Genomic DNA, 15446 nt, shown 5'->3' on the forward strand with positions numbered 1-15446 from the left:
AAAAATAATTTAAATTTCTCATTTAAAAAAAATAAATGATATTGACTTAAACTGTGGTTTAAGTAATATACTAATATTTGTCTGAAAAAATATAAGGAGAAATTATGAGTACTAAAAAAACAATTATTGTGGTTGCACACCCTAATTTAAAAAATAGTAAAGCTAATAAAGGTTGATTAGATAATTTATCAAAATTTGATAGCAATATCAAAATTCACAATCTTTATGATTTATATCCAGATTACAAAATAAATGTTGAGAATGAACAAAAATTACTTGAACAATATGATAACATCATTTACCAATTTCCAATTTACTGATTTAATTGTCCAAGTTTATTAAAAGAATGATTTGATAAAGTTTATACATATGGTTGAGCATATGGAAGTAATGGAAAAAAACTTGTTAACAAAAATATAGGTTTTGCAGTATCCTTAGGTGCACCAATTAATTTTTATCAAAATGAAAATTCATTAGATAAAATCTTAAAACCATTCATTGCTTCTTGTGGATTTGTGCAAGCAAATTTTAAAGGAATTCATGCAATTTATGATGTTGGTGTGGAATTCAATGACACAAGCATTATTGTGGATAGTTCTAAACAATATTTAGAATTCATTAATAAAATGTAAAAATATTAATAGATAAAAACTCACCAATTTTTAGTTGGTGAGTTTTTAATTTTTTATCATTTGAATACCTAAAAATATTTTAATAATTTATTAAAACAAGTATTAAAATAATTACCTGACTTTTAGAATAAACTGATTTTAAAAGTTATTTTTTATTATATCGAATTGAAAGGAAAAAGTTATGCAAGTAATAGAAAATATTTTAAAAAGAAGATTAGAAAGAAATTATAAAAACACAGCTATTGAACAAGAAAAAATTGATTATTTAATCAAGGTTATTAACAGTTCACCTACAAGTACTAATTCTCAAGATTTTTCTGCAATAATAGTAGAAGATAAAGAATTAAGACAAAAAATCTCAATGGGATTAGAAACACAATCTCACATTGTAAATGCACCATTGTTTATTATTTTTTGTGCAGACAACAATAGACTTAATCATGTTGCTTTAAAAGAAAACAAAGAAATCAGAACAGATAATTTAAATAACTTTTTAACAGCATCTGGAGATGCTTTTATAGCAGCTTCTTTTGCATATAATGCAGCATTACAATTAGGTTTAGGTGCTTGTTATATTGGGATGGTAAGAGCAAGTTTAGAAGCAATCAAAGAAACTTTAAATTTAGAAGGGAACATTGTTCCTATAATTGGTTTAACAATTGGATATATTGAATCACAAAATGAGATCAAACCTAAAATTAATCATGTTTATAAACAAAAATATAATATCAATCAATTAAAACAAGAAGTTGATGTATATGATAAAGATATGCTTACATACTATGATTCAAGAAATGCAAATGCAAAGAATTCTACTTGATCACAAACTTGTTTAAATCCATTTATTAATGGAACAGAAAAAGCAGCGCCAGTTGATGCTTTCATCAAAAAAACTTGAGGGTTAAAATAATTTAAATAATAAATTCTTTAATTAATTCAACCTTAAAATGTTCAGGGAAAAAGACTTTAATTTCCTGAACATTTTTTATTGACATAATTCCAAGCCCATTAAGAAACATTGTATATTTAATATCTTTTTCTAAATTACTAAAAATAATTTCTTTAAGTTTGTATTTATCATCTAAAAAAATATTAAACATTTCATTAGCTTTATTTAAAATTTTTTCTTTATTTTTAATATTAGTTCTGTGAATATTAAACTTATCAATAATTAAAAATGAAATTGAACTATTTAACCCTTTTTGGATTTCACTACATTCAATTCTAGCTATGTTTTCTAAAAAGAAAACTTGGTTATCATCTTTTAAAGCAAAAGACTTTAGAACCATTTTTTTAAAGTTTAATTTATTATTTTGTTTTATTATTGATAGGAAATTATTTTCATTCTGAAAACCTGGAGTATCAATTACACTGCTGTATTTACTAAGTTCAATTTTTCTTAAATTAACAGTTGTGTTTTTTATAGGGCTTACAGATAAACAAGGATCTTTGTCATTGAACTTCAGTAAAGCATTTATTAAAGAAGATTTACCAACATTTGTTTTTCCAACAATATAAACTTTCTTTTTTGCTTTAGCTTCTTTTTCGATTCATGCATTAATATTTTTGATATTAAATTTATTAACAGAATCATAAAAAATTACTTGTTGATTTCATCCTAGTTTTTTTATATATGATTTAATTCTTTCAGTAACTGACAAAATGTTTTTAAACATATTAAAAAAACTAATTTTATTAATCACTAGTAAAACATTTTTATTATTTTTAAATTCATCAATTAGTGAATCCTCAATATTAAAAACATCAACAACTAAAATAATTGAACCAAGTGAAAAATCAATTGAAGATAAATTATTTTCAATGAAAGCATCATCAATATTACTATTATCTAAAACACCATAATTTTTTAGTCTAAAACATCTTTGACAATAAAGTGTGTTTTCTTTGGCTTCTTTTACATAACTTGGGCTTTTTTCATCTTTAGAAAAAAATTCTCCACATCCTAAACATTTTTTATTATAGTAATTCATCTTCATAATCCTCTAATTCACCTAGTGTTACATCATATTGATTCAAAACATTTTCTTGAGATAATTTTTTATAAATAAATTTTTCAATTAATTTGAAAAAAATATTAATGTCAGAATTGTTTTTAGAATCAGTTAAAGGAAACACTAAAATACTTTTTGATTTTACTCTATTCGCAAGCAAAACATCAGTTAAAAATTGATCACCTATAAAAACAGTTTGATCAAAAGAAAAACCATTTTCTTTAATTCACTTAATAATTTTGAAAGCAACTGGTTTTTTACAGCTTCACAAATGTCCTTCAATACTTGAGGTTTCTTCTAATTTTTTAACAAATGTAGAAACTCTTTTTTTAGTATTGTTAGAAGCTATTAAAATACTAAATCCCATTTGCTTTGCTTTATTAATAAAATCAAAAGCAAACTTATTTGGGTACCTTGTAAAATAAGGAACTAAAGTATTGTCAAGATCACAAACAATTAACTTAATATCACTAATTCTTAATGACTCTAAATTAATTTCTGAAATGTCTCTAACAAATAAATTAGGTCTTAAATAATTTAATCAAAAAGTATTTATTTTTTTCATAAATTAATTATAAGTTTTTTTATAAACTAATATTCTTCCTTTTTCATCATAAAAAAATGAATCATATTTAAATTCTAATTTTTTAATCAAATTAACCGATTTAATATTTTGTTCATAAACCGTACAGAAGAAAGTATATTTATCCAGTTTTGGAGCAACCTCTACCAATAATTCAGAAATAATTTCAAAAGCATACCCATTCCTTTGAAATTTTGGCATTACAGTAAACCCAATAAAATATTCTTTACCTACATTTTTTTTAGATACAAAAATTTCACCAACCAATTCATCTGTTTCTTTTAACACTAAAGCAAAATTTGCTGCTTCACTATATAAGCCTTTGGCTTTATTTTCATTGAACATTTTTAGTAAGTCATTTTTTTCAAATGAACTATATGACTGGTACTGATAACATTCTTTATCATTTCTGTATTTATAAACAGTCTCTAAATCTTTCTCATCAAAATGTCTTACATACAATCTTTCAGATTCTAGAATTTTTTGATCGCTAATATTTTTTTTATCTTTTTTTGAATTCTTATCTTTTAATTCGTTATTTAGCTGTTTAAGTTCTTCATCAGATAAGTTGTTGATACTGTCATTTATTATCTTAATTTTTTTAATGATTCTATTTCATGTACTTAGTGGACCTCAAAATATTTTTTCTAAATCATCTACAAAATCATTTCCAAAAACATCTATTTTTTCAATTGTTTTAAAAGCTTTATTTCTTAAGATTCAAGTTGAAAGATAAATAGAAACTACAGATATAACAGATAATATCAAAGCAATAAAATAAAAAGGATTTTCAATAAATTCCTTTTTATAAACAGCAATACCAATTATTGCAAATATAACAGCTAGGAAGATAAAAAAATAAGATAGAACAATAATTGTTCTAGCTTTTTTTGATATTTTATTTAAAACTTTAAAATTTGAATCCATAGTCTTACTTATAAAAAAGATTGTTAATCTTCATTATCCTCATCATCTAAGTCATCTTCTTCCATATCATTTAGATCATCAAAAGAAAATTCACTTTCTTCTTCATCTTCATCACTAGATTCATCTTCTTCAAATTCATTTTCTAATTCTTCTTCATAATCATCATCAGAATATTCTTCATCTTCAGTTTCTTCATCATCTGACTCACTATCTTCATCCGATTCATCATAAAGTTCTTCAGAATCATCTTCACTATTTTCTTCTGAATCTTCTGATTCGTCATCAGTTTCTTCTTCAGAATCATCTTCTTCATCATAAGATTCATCTTCTATTTCTTCTGAATCATCAGAGTATTCCTCATCATTTTCATCATCAGATTCATAGTCTTCAGTTTCTTCATCATCTGATTCATCATAAAGTTCTTCAGAATCATCTTCACTGTTTTCTTCTGAATCTTCTGATTCGTCATCATTTTCTTCATCAGAATATTCTTCATCTTCAGTTTCTTCAGAACCATCTTCTTCATCATAAGATTCATCTTCTATTTCTTCTGAATCATCAGAGTATTCCTCATCATTTTCATCATCAGATTCATAGTCTTCAGTTTCTTCATAATCTGATTCACTATCTTCATCTGATTCATCATAAAGTTCTTCAGAATCATCTTCACTATTTTCTTCTGAATCATCAGAATATTCTTCATCTTCAGTTTCTTCTGTAGAATCTTCTAATTCATCAGACTCATAGTCTTCTGAATTATCATCTTCAGAATCTTTAATTTCAGTTATTTCAGTTTCATCCTCAGATTCATCTGAATCATTATCTTCATTTTCATCTTCATCTGAGATATCTAAATCATCTGATTCATCATCAGGATATTCTTCATCTTCAGTTTCTTCAGGATCATCTTCTTCATCATAAAATTCATCTTCTATTTCTTCTGATTCATCAGAGTATTCCTCATTATTTTCATCATCAGATTCATAGTCTTCAGTTTCTTCATCATCTGACTCATCATAAAGTTCTTCAGAATCATCTTCACTGTTTTCTTCTGAATCTTCTGATTCGTCTTCAGTTTCTTCAGGATCATCTTCTTCATCATAAGATTCATCTACTATTTCTTCTGAATCATCAGAGTATTCCTCATCATTTTCATCATCAGATTCATAGCCTTCAGTTTCTTCATCATATGATTCACTATCTTCATCTGATTCATCATAAAGCTCTTCAGAATCATCTTCACTGTTTTCTTCTGAATCTTCTGATTCGTCATCATTTTCTTCATCAGAATATTCTTCATCTTCAGTTTCTTCTGAATCATCAGAGTATTCCTCATCATTTTCATCATCAGACTCATAGTCTTCAGTTTCTTCAGAATCATCTTCTTCATCATAAGATTCATCTTGATTATCATCTTCAGAATCTTCACTTTCAGTTATTTCAGTTTCATCCTCTGATTCTTCTGAATCATCATAATATTCTTCATCTTCAGTTTCTTCTGTAGAATCTTCTAATTCATCATTTTCATCATCAGACTCATAGTCTTCTGAATTATCATCTTCAGAATCTTCACTTTCAGTTATTTTGATATCATCATCAGATTCATCTGAATTGTTATCTTCATTCTCTTCTTCAGCATCTTCTAAAGCTAATTCTTCATTATCAGATTCTTCTATTATTTCATCAGAATTATTTTCTAACTCTTCTTCTTGAATCTGATTATCTTCAGTTTTTTCTTCAACTTTTTCAATAGATGGTTCTATTTCTTTTTTAGTATTTGATTTGCTACTATTTTTATTTTTTTCCATCTCTTCTAAAATATTAAAATTAGTAGAAGATTCAAATTCATTTTCTTTAGGTTGTTGTTTTTCTAATTGTTTTTTTAATTTTTCAATTGGGATAATTTCCACATCATCTTCAACAAAGTGGTGCTCATCATCCTCATTATCATCACTATTTTCTTTTAATTCACTAGAAGAAGATTTTTCACTATTAAGTGTTAAGAAATTATTTGTTTGACTAGTTTCAATATGAGATTTATTAATAGTTAAATAAGTTCCTTTTAAAATTGAAGACTTACCAATTTTAGTAATTAAATTCATTCTAGAATCAGCTTCAGTAATTGGGATTTCAGCAACTTTTAAGCTCACTAATTCATTTGACTCTAACAACATGAAAACATTGCTTCTACCACCTACCATAAATCCAGAATTTACAATATAAGGGTTTGAATCGATTTGTTGGAAAATTCTTTTACCAAGTTTTGATCTACTAGTTACAACAATGTCATTGATATGAATTCTTTTAGCACCTCTATTTGAAATGAAAAATAAGAAGTTTTCATGTTTAGGAATTGGAACAGTAAATGCCATTAAATCTTTGTCTTTTAAAGACATGTTTTTAACACCAGCTGCAGTTCTACCAACTAATGGAATTTCATCAATTTTGTATCTTGTTGCATATCCATTTTGAGTAACACTAACAACCTCAGAATATTCTTTTTTAAGAATATAAGCACTTACTACATCATCGTTGCCACCCTTTAAACTAACATAAGTTGAAGATTTTGCATTTTTAGATAAATTGATATCTTCTAAACTAATTCTTTTAATTAAAGAGTTTTTAGTAGCAACCAGAATTTCAGTATTGATATCTGAATATTTTGACACACCAAAAGCTAAAATAGTTTTTTCAAATGAATCAATTGTGATTAATTCATTAATATGAACACCATTATCTTTAAGTTTTGTCATTTTGATTTTATATGCCGGAATTGTAATCATTTTTCCACGGTTTGTTAAACACACTAAATGATCTAAAGTTGATAATCTAAAGATATCAACTGGAATATCAGCATCTTTAATTTTTGCTTTTGAAAGATCTAGTTCTTCAATTGAAACATCATCAATAAACTTAATATAGTTGTCTCTGGTAACAATACATGTCCCATTTCTTTCTTCAACAATATCAACAGTTTCAATTTCTAATTCTTCTACTTCATTTTCAATTAAAGATCTTCTCTTATATCCAAAGCTCTTTTTATGGTTTTCTAAAATTGAAACAATGAATTTATTACGATATGGAACTGAGTTAATAATCAGTTCTTTTTCTTTAATAAATTCTAATAATTCTTCATATTCTTTTTTTAGTTTTTCAGTATCAAAAGAAGTTAAAACATACAATCTTAAATTAACAATTGCTTCAGATTGTCTCTCATTAACTTTAAAATAATCTTGAATTTTAAGTTTTGCTTCTTCTTTACTAACTGAAGACTTAATTAGGTTTACTAAAACATCAATTTCACTAATCGCTTTAATTAAACCTTCAATAATTTCTTTTCTTAATAATGATTTTTCTAAATCATATTGTGCAGCTTTTATAACTACATTATTAGCATGTTCAATAAAAGAATCTAAAATTTCTAACAATCCTGCTTGTACTGGTTTTCTATCTTTAATTAAAACCATATTAGCATTGTAAGAAATTTGTAATTGAGTTTTCTTATATAAAAATGTTTTAATAATTTCTAAATCTTTTTCAGTATCAAACTCTAATACAATAGAAATACCATTTTTATCAGAATCATCTCTTACTTCTTTAAATCCAGGTAACTCATTATTATATTTGATTTCATCTAAAGACTTAACAATTGCTGACTTATTAGTATCATATGGAATTTCTTTAACAATAAGTCTTTTTACATTTTTAGTACTTTTAGTTGGTTCTTCTTCAATCTTTGCTCTAATAAAGAATTTACCTTTTCCAGTTTTATAAATCTCTTGGATAAATTCTTTTCCCTGAATAATTCCACCAGTTGGGAAATCTGGTCCTTTAATAATTTTTGCAAGTTCTGCAAGACTAGATTCAGGTCTTAAAATTCTATAAATTGTTCCATCTATTACTTCACTCGGGTTGAATGGGGGAATGTTTGTAGCATAACCTGCAGCAATCCCTGTAGCCCCATTAATTAAGATGTTTGGTAATAAAGATGGTAAAACAGTAGGTTCTTGTTCAGAATCATCAAAGTTATTAATAAATTTAACAGTGTTTTTATCTATGTCTTTTAGGATAGTTTGACCAAATTTAGATAAACGACACTCAGTATATCTCATCGCAGCTGGAGAGTCACCATCAATTGAACCCTTATTTCCTTGCATATCAAGTAATGGTAAGTTGTTTTTTCACTCTTGTGACATTCTCACCATTGCTTCATAAATTGAACTATCACCATGTGGGTGGTATTTCCCAATAACTTCTCCAACAGTTCTAGCTGACTTTTTATAAGGTTTATCATGATGAATTTTTAACTCATTCATGGCATGTAAAATTCTTCTTTGAACTGGTTTTAATCCATCCCTAACATCAGGAAGAGCACGATCTTGAATAATGTATTTGGCATACTTACCAAAACTTTCAGACATGATGTCATCTAATGAACGGTTTCATATTTTATCATTTTGCTTACTCATAAATTCTAACCCTCCATTTCAAAGTCAACATTATCTGTAATTCATTCTTTTCTCTTACTAGAATCATCTCCCATTAGAATTGAAACTCTTCTTTCAGTTAAAGCAGCATCTTCAATTGAAACTTGAATTAATTGTCTAGTCTCAGGATCCATTGTAGTATCTCATAATTGATCTGCATTCATTTCACCTAATCCCTTATATCTTTGAATTTCATAGTTTGGATTATCTTTTTTAAGTTCTTCTAATTCATAATCTTCTCAAACATAAAATTCTTTTTTATTTTTAGTATTAGTGAATTTATATAAAGGTGGAAGAGCAATATAAACCCTACCACTTTCAATCAATTCTTTCATGTAACGATAAAAGAAAGTTAAAAGCAAGATTCTAATGTGTGCTCCATCAGTATCTGCATCTGTCATAATAATGATTTTGCTATATTTAACATCAGGTAAGCAAAAATCTGAACCAATACTTCCACCAATTGAAGAAATAATAGTACTTATTTCTTCATTCTTTAATAAGTCTTTTAACATTGCTTTTTCAACATTAATAACTTTACCTTTTAAAGGTAAGATTGCTTGATATCTTTTATCTCTTCCTAATTTTGCACTACCACCAGCTGAGTCCCCCTCAACTAAAAATAATTCAGTAATTGTTTTATCTTTAGATTGACAAGGTGTAAGTTTACCAGAAAGAATTTTTTCTTTCTTTTGACCTTTTAATTGTTTAACTTCTTCTCTTGCTTTTTTTGCTGCAATTCTAGCTTCTCTAGAAAGATAAGCTTTTTCAATGATTGTTTTAGCATCTTTCTTATTTTCTTCTAGTCAGTAAGTAAATTTAGTTTTAACTATATTTTTAACAACTGAATATGCTTCTTGAGTGAATAGTTTATTCTTAGTTTGTCCTTCATAAGAAATTAGACGTTCTGGAATTCTAACACTTATTACACAAACTAATCCTTCTCTAAAGTCACTTCCTTCAAAGTTTTTTTCTTTATCTTTTAATAACTTTCACTTTCTTGCATAATCATTTAAAGTTTCTGTTAGTGCAGTTTTAAACCCAGTCTCATGAGTTCCACCTTCTTTAGTTTTTACAGAGTTTGCAAAAGAAACAAAAGTTTCAGAGTTTGAGTCATTATATTGAAAAGCAATTTCTGCTTCAATATCTTGCTCTTTACCTTCAATATAAATAACTTCAGAAATTGTTTTCTGATTTGAACTAATAAAAGATACAAATTCACTAATTCCATTTTGAGCTAAGAAAGTATCTACTTTTCTAGTGTACTCATTTTCAAAAATAATTTTTAACCCTTTAAATAAGAAAGAAGTCTCTTGGACTCTTTCAAAGATAATTGAAGGACTAAAGGCAATATTTTTAAAAATAGAAGCATCTGGTAAAAATCTAACAGTAGTACCAGTTCTATTAGTTGATCCAATGATATGAGATTTTTGTTTAATCTTTCCACCATCTACATATTGAGATTCATAGATTTTCCCATCTCTTTTTACAGTTACAGTTAAATATGAGCTTAAAGCATTTACAACAGAGCTACCTACCCCATGTAAACCACCTGACATTTTATAAGCACTATCACTAAACTTACCACCAGCATGTAGAGTTGTAAAAACAGTGTCTACTGTAGACATTTTAGTTTTAGGGTGAATCCCTGTTGGAATCCCTCTACCATTATCTTCTACAGAAAATGAACCATCTCTATGTAAAGTCATTTTAATAGTGTCACAAACACCTGCCATTACTTCATCAACAGCATTATCAAGTATTTCTCAAATTAAATGATGTAGTCCTCTTTGATCGGTAGAACCAATATACATCCCCGGTCTTTTCCGTACAGGGTCTAGTCCTTCAAGGACTTTAATATCCGACTCTTTATAGCTATTCATAGATTGCCAATCCTTTCTAGCAAGAAAAGTAAAAGTAAAACTTAGTAAAAAGATTACTACTTTAATAAACTCATATTATTAGTAAAGTTCACTTATAGATGCTTTATAAATAATAGTTATTATAACCTTATCTCATTTGTTAATTACATTGTATATAAAAATAACAAAAAAGAATTAATGAAAATAATTATAATACCTATAAAATTTAACATTAACTTAATAGCCTTTAATCAAAAAGTTAAAAAAAAGTGCAATTTTTATTATTTTTGCATATTTTTTTATAAATTAATTTAAAAAAATAAATAATTTTTTAAAAAATATGATAGTTTTTAGTTTCTCCTGATTTTTAGTGTTTTTAGGGTCATTTTTTAGTGATTTTTAGGGGTAATTTATTAAGAAAATTTTAAGTAATTTTAAGCTAGAAAAAAGGTTTTATTTAGTGTTAAAAAATCATTAAATATATAACATTTTATATGGTTTAAACTCTATAGAAAGTTTGTGAATCAACAATATTTTTCTAACATTAACTAGATAAAAACTTTATTTTAAACATCCTTTTAGAAACAACTATATAGAAATTATTAAAAAATCATTAGTTCTAAAAACATCAAATAATTAGAACATTAAAAAAGTAGAGTTGTTTATCAACTCTACCTTTTATAGTTTGTTTAAATTAAATACTATTTTGTTCCAATTTTGATTGTTACATCAAAAGAGATGGTTTTTTCATCAGATGTTGAATCATCTGCTCAAACATATTTATTGCTAGTTGGTTTAGCTTTTAGACTAACAGTATAAGTAGTATCTTTTTGTTCTCTAGTAGTAACTGTTTTTTCTTTAATTTCTTGACCTGAGAAATTAACATTATAGATACCTAAACCTTTTATTATTGCATCATTATCTAGTTCAGTACTGCTTCCATTCTTTTTAGCAAACCCTAATTTTTCTAAAACTTCATCAACTTTTACTAAATCTTTTGTATTGTAAGCGATTTCAGTAGAACCTTGATTAAAATTTTCTTTAGAATCAATTCCTATGTTGAAATCAAATTTAGTTGAAGTTTTTTCTTGTGCTTCAATATTAGTTCCTTCAACTTTTATTGATAAATCAGAAACTGATAAATTAATGTCTGATGTTGGAATTTGAAGATCATACTGAGTTTTAGTTCCACTATTATCCCCTTCAACATTAACATGAATTAAATCACTATTTGTAAATCCTAATTTATTTTTAACAGTGAAAGTTGTTTTATCTGCATTTGCAATTTTAGCATTTGTAAATACTTCTTTTAATTTAGCCTCATTTAATTTAGAATGAAGATCATCTAATGACTTAATATCAATTTGGTCTGATGTTGTTGGAAAAAGAACAGGTTTTAAATCTTTTGTAGCACTTCAACTTTTGTTTGCATCAGTTTTGTTTGCATCAGAAGATTCATCAAGATACGCAACATCTTTTCAAGGGGATTCAGTTTCTTCTGTAGTGAATTTACCATCTACTGTTACTGTTGCATTTTTAATAGTTTCTTTTACTTCAGTTTTATCACCATTAGTAAAATAATTTTCTGGATGAGCTTTAACATCATCTGCAATTAATTGGTTAGTAGTTTTTCTATCTTTTGTAGAAGAGTCATAAATTTTATCAAGTGATCCTGATAAAGAAACTTCTGATTTTAATTCAGGTGTAACCTTTTCAGTTTGTTGTCCATCTTGGCCACCTTGATTACCATTGTTATTGTCTCCACTTCCTCCATTGTTATCACCTGTCGAAGAACAAGAAGAAACAATTATTGGAACTGTTGCAACAATTCCAAAAGCTCCGGTTAATGCAAGAGCTTTCAATAATTTAATTTTTTTAATTTTCATATTTAGTTAATAATTATTACCTTTCAAATTTTGAAATTTTAAAAAAGACAAATTTACTAGTTAAATAGATGAAAATTATTAAGTAGACCTAACAGGAATTATTTCTAAGAAATAGGAAAGAAAATGCAAAAAATATATGTCTTTTATTTCATTTTTGATAATAATTATTAACAATCTAAGCCATTTTTGATATATAAATGAAATATGTTAAATGGATAAAAATAAAAAAGTAGAGTTAATTCCTGTTAACTCTACTTTTTTTATATAGTTTGTTTATTTTTATTTACAAAAAGACTAACTAACTGTTAATTGAACAGTAAAGCTAACTTGCTTAGCATCTGTTGTACCATCATCTCAAACATAATTTGAGTCATATGGTTCAGCACTTAAAACAACTTTATAAGCAGTTTTTCCAGCATCCGCTGTAACGCTAGTATCTGGATCACTTGAAACTGCAGTAAATTTACAATTATAAACCCCCAATTGCTGCAGAAATCTTATCATTATCCAAAGTTATATTTCCACTTGTATTTGTAGCATATCCTAATTTTTCTAATACAGTTTCTGCTTTTTTAGCTTCATCAGTTGTTACTGTTGGATAAGTCTTAGGATCAGTGAATTTTACAGTGCTATCAATTCCAATATTATAAGAAAAGTTAGTTGTAAGACCTGATACTGCTTCTATTTTATTACCAGTAGTATTTGTAGTTGCATCTACTGAAACAGTAAGAGTTGTTTTTAAATTAATGTTTGATACTGGTATTTCTAAATCTAAGTTCAAACCTGATTGATTAGCAGTTTTATTGTCAGCTTTTAAATTTACATGCAATAAATCTTCATCAGACAAATATAATTTATTTTCAACTCTAAAATTTTGCATATTTGCTAAATTAGCAATAGTTATTTTTGAATCAGTTATAAATTTATTAATTGTTTCAGAATCCTTAAAAGTTTTAGTTTTTAATTCATTTAAAGAAGCTATGTCTATTTGTGCAGCTTCAGTTGGGTAAAGGATTTTTGAAATATTGTTGTTACCATCTTTAGATCATTCAGAATATTCTTTAGCACCTTGATCATTTCATTCTGAAGCACTAAAGTTACCATTAACTGTTACTTTTGCATCTTTAATAGCATCTTTAATATCTGCGCCATTAGTGAAGTATTTATCTGGATTGGCTTTAATATCATCAGATATTAAAGTATTAGTATCTTTTCTATCTGTTGTAGATGCATCATAAATATTGTTTAATTTTCCACTTAATTGTACATCTGATTTGATTGCTGGCTTAATAGTAGTTTGTGTTTGTTGGTCTCCACCTTGTCCACCATTATTATTTCCATTACCATTGTTGTCACTTGTTGAAGAACAAGAAGAAACAATTACTGGAACTGTTGCAACAATTCCAAAAGCTCCGGTCATAGCCAAAGCTTTCAATAATTTAATTTTTTTAATTTTCATAATATTTAGTTAATAATTATTACCTTTCAAATTTTGAAATATAAAAAAGACAAATTTACCAGTTAAATAGATAAAAATTAGTTAGTAGAAATAACGAGAATTATTTCTACAAATTTAAAACAAAATGCAAAAAATATTTGTCTTTTATTTCATTTTGAGTATTAATTATTAACAATCTAAGACATTTTTGGTATATAAATGAAATATGTTAAATAGATAAAAAAATAAAAAAGTAGAGTTAATTCTCGTTAACTCTACCTTTTTCTTATATAGTTTGTTTGTAAACTTATCAATTATTATCCAATTGAAAGTGTTACATCAAATGTAATATCTCTTTCTTCACTATTTCCATTATCAGCTCAAACATAGTTTTTGTTAGCTGTTGGTGTAGCTTTTAAAGTTACTGTAAATACAGTATCAGTTGCTCTTGTAGTTGTTGACTTCTTATTAATTGAAGCTCCTTCAGCTGAAAAAGTAACATTGTAAATACCAAGTGCTTTAATTAATGCTTCATTATCTAAATTAATTTTAGTATTATCTTGTGTATCAATAGTTCCAAATTTTAAATCTTGAAGAACTTGATTTACCTTTACATCAGAGTCAGTAGCTGCAGTTGGTTTACTTCCTTGATTATAATTATTTACAACTGGGTCTATTCCAATATTGAAATCATATTTAGTTGTTGTTTTATTACTTGCTTCGATATTATCACCAGTTACTTCAATACTTAAACTTGGAACTGATAAATTAATATCTGATACTGGAATTTGAAGATCATAGTTTGTTTCATTTCCAGTTGTAGGTTTTGCTTTTACATTAACATGAAGTAAATCTCCACCTGTAAAACCTAATCTATTTTCAATAGAAAGAGTTGTTCCTTCAGCTATAGTAGATGCACCAGATTTTTCTAAAATATTTTTTAATCCATTATCTTTAGTTAATTGAGTTTTTAAATCATTTAATGAAGAAATGTTAATTTGATCTAAGCTTGTAGCATAAACCAGTTTGTTAGCAGCTTCAATAGTTACTGTAGTAGTAGAATCTTTTCAATTCCCATCTTCTCCAAATGGAAGTAACCCTTCTTTTGTTCATTCAGAATTAGAAAAGTTTCCATTTACTGTTACATTAGCATTTTTAACAGCTTCTTTTACTTTTTCATCATTACCATTAGTAAAATAATTTTCAGGGTTTTCTTTAATGTCATCTGAAATTAAAGTAGCAGTTGTTTTTCTATTAGATGCTTCTGATGTAGTATCAAAAATTTTACTTAATGAACCACTTAAATCAACTTCATCTTTTAATGTAGGAGTTACTTTTTCAGTTTGAGTACTTCCTCCACCTTGGTCAGTACCACCATTTCCACCTGTATTGTTATCACTTGTTGAAGAACAAGCTGAAACAATTACTGGAACTGTTGCAACAATTCCAAAAGCTCCGGTCATAGCCAAAGCTTTCAATAATTTAATTTTTTTAATTTTCATAATATTTAGTTAATAATTATTACCTTTCAAATTTTGAAATTTTAAAAAAGACAAATTTACTAGTTAAATAGATGAAAATTAGTAAGTAGAAGTAATAGGTATTATTTCTAAAAAATA

General features: G+C 26.4%; 11 protein-coding genes. 2 read left to right on the forward strand and 9 right to left on the reverse strand.

All coding sequences use genetic code 4. The annotated features are described in order from the left end of the window. Positions 1 to 104 precede the first annotated feature (104 nt). Together MYPE_RS03330 and MYPE_RS03335 are read left to right on the forward strand one after the other, a co-directional pair. On the forward strand, positions 105 to 632 hold the full coding sequence (locus MYPE_RS03330) for an NAD(P)H-dependent oxidoreductase (RefSeq protein ID WP_011077462.1): 528 nt from the start codon (positions 105 to 107) through the stop codon (positions 630 to 632). Positions 633 to 813: 181 nt separating this feature from the next. Next, on the forward strand, positions 814 to 1542 hold the full coding sequence (locus tag MYPE_RS03335) for a nitroreductase family protein (protein WP_011077463.1): 729 nt from the start codon (positions 814 to 816) through the stop codon (positions 1540 to 1542). Between the two features lies 1 nt (position 1543). Here the strand turns inward: MYPE_RS03335 and yqeH are convergent, their stop codons facing one another. From yqeH to MYPE_RS03380, 9 genes are all read right to left on the reverse strand, one after another. Beyond that, positions 1544 to 2623 (reverse strand): ribosome biogenesis GTPase YqeH, encoded by a 1080-nt coding sequence (yqeH, locus tag MYPE_RS03340; RefSeq protein WP_044891281.1) that lies wholly within the window; start codon positions 2621 to 2623, stop codon positions 1544 to 1546. Continuing rightward, a complete protein-coding gene (locus MYPE_RS03345) occupies positions 2610 to 3209 on the reverse strand; it encodes a YqeG family HAD IIIA-type phosphatase (protein WP_011077465.1) in 600 nt (199 codons plus the stop codon). Before MYPE_RS03345 ends, yqeH begins: the two co-directional genes overlap by 14 nt. A 3-nt stretch (positions 3210 to 3212) precedes the next feature. Then, positions 3213 to 4154, reverse strand: coding sequence for a GNAT family N-acetyltransferase (locus MYPE_RS03350; protein ID WP_011077466.1), 942 nt, complete (start codon positions 4152 to 4154; stop codon positions 3213 to 3215). Between the two features lie 23 nt (positions 4155 to 4177). Then, the gene (parC, locus tag MYPE_RS05705) at positions 4178 to 8623 is read right to left on the reverse strand and encodes a DNA topoisomerase IV subunit A (protein ID WP_011077467.1); all 4446 of its coding nucleotides are present in this window, start codon (positions 8621 to 8623) and stop codon (positions 4178 to 4180) included. A 5-nt stretch (positions 8624 to 8628) separates the two neighbouring features. After that, positions 8629 to 10524, reverse strand: a complete 1896-nt coding sequence (gene parE, locus MYPE_RS03365; protein ID WP_011077468.1) for a DNA topoisomerase IV subunit B — start codon at positions 10522 to 10524, stop codon at positions 8629 to 8631. Positions 10525 to 11204: 680 nt separating this feature from the next. Beyond that, positions 11205 to 12389: a P35 family lipoprotein gene (locus tag MYPE_RS03370; RefSeq protein ID WP_011077469.1), complete on the reverse strand. Its 1185-nt coding sequence runs from the start codon at positions 12387 to 12389 to the stop codon at positions 11205 to 11207. Positions 12390 to 12683: 294 nt separating this feature from the next. Continuing rightward, the gene (locus MYPE_RS05930) at positions 12684 to 12893 is read right to left on the reverse strand and encodes a P35 family lipoprotein (RefSeq protein ID WP_011077470.1); all 210 of its coding nucleotides are present in this window, start codon (positions 12891 to 12893) and stop codon (positions 12684 to 12686) included. Continuing rightward, positions 12859 to 13848, reverse strand: a complete 990-nt coding sequence (locus tag MYPE_RS03375; RefSeq protein WP_011077471.1) for a P35 family lipoprotein — start codon at positions 13846 to 13848, stop codon at positions 12859 to 12861. The genes MYPE_RS05930 and MYPE_RS03375 overlap by 35 nt, the downstream gene beginning before the upstream one ends. 296 nt (positions 13849 to 14144) lie before the next feature. Then, positions 14145 to 15329 carry a P35 family lipoprotein gene (locus tag MYPE_RS03380; protein ID WP_011077472.1) on the reverse strand — a complete coding sequence of 395 codons (1185 nt, stop codon included), beginning with the start codon at positions 15327 to 15329 and terminating at the stop codon, positions 14145 to 14147. Positions 15330 to 15446 lie beyond the last annotated feature (117 nt).

The organism is Malacoplasma penetrans HF-2 (assembly GCF_000011225.1).
GTDB lineage: Bacteria > Bacillota_I > Bacilli_A > Mycoplasmatales > Mycoplasmoidaceae > Malacoplasma > Malacoplasma penetrans.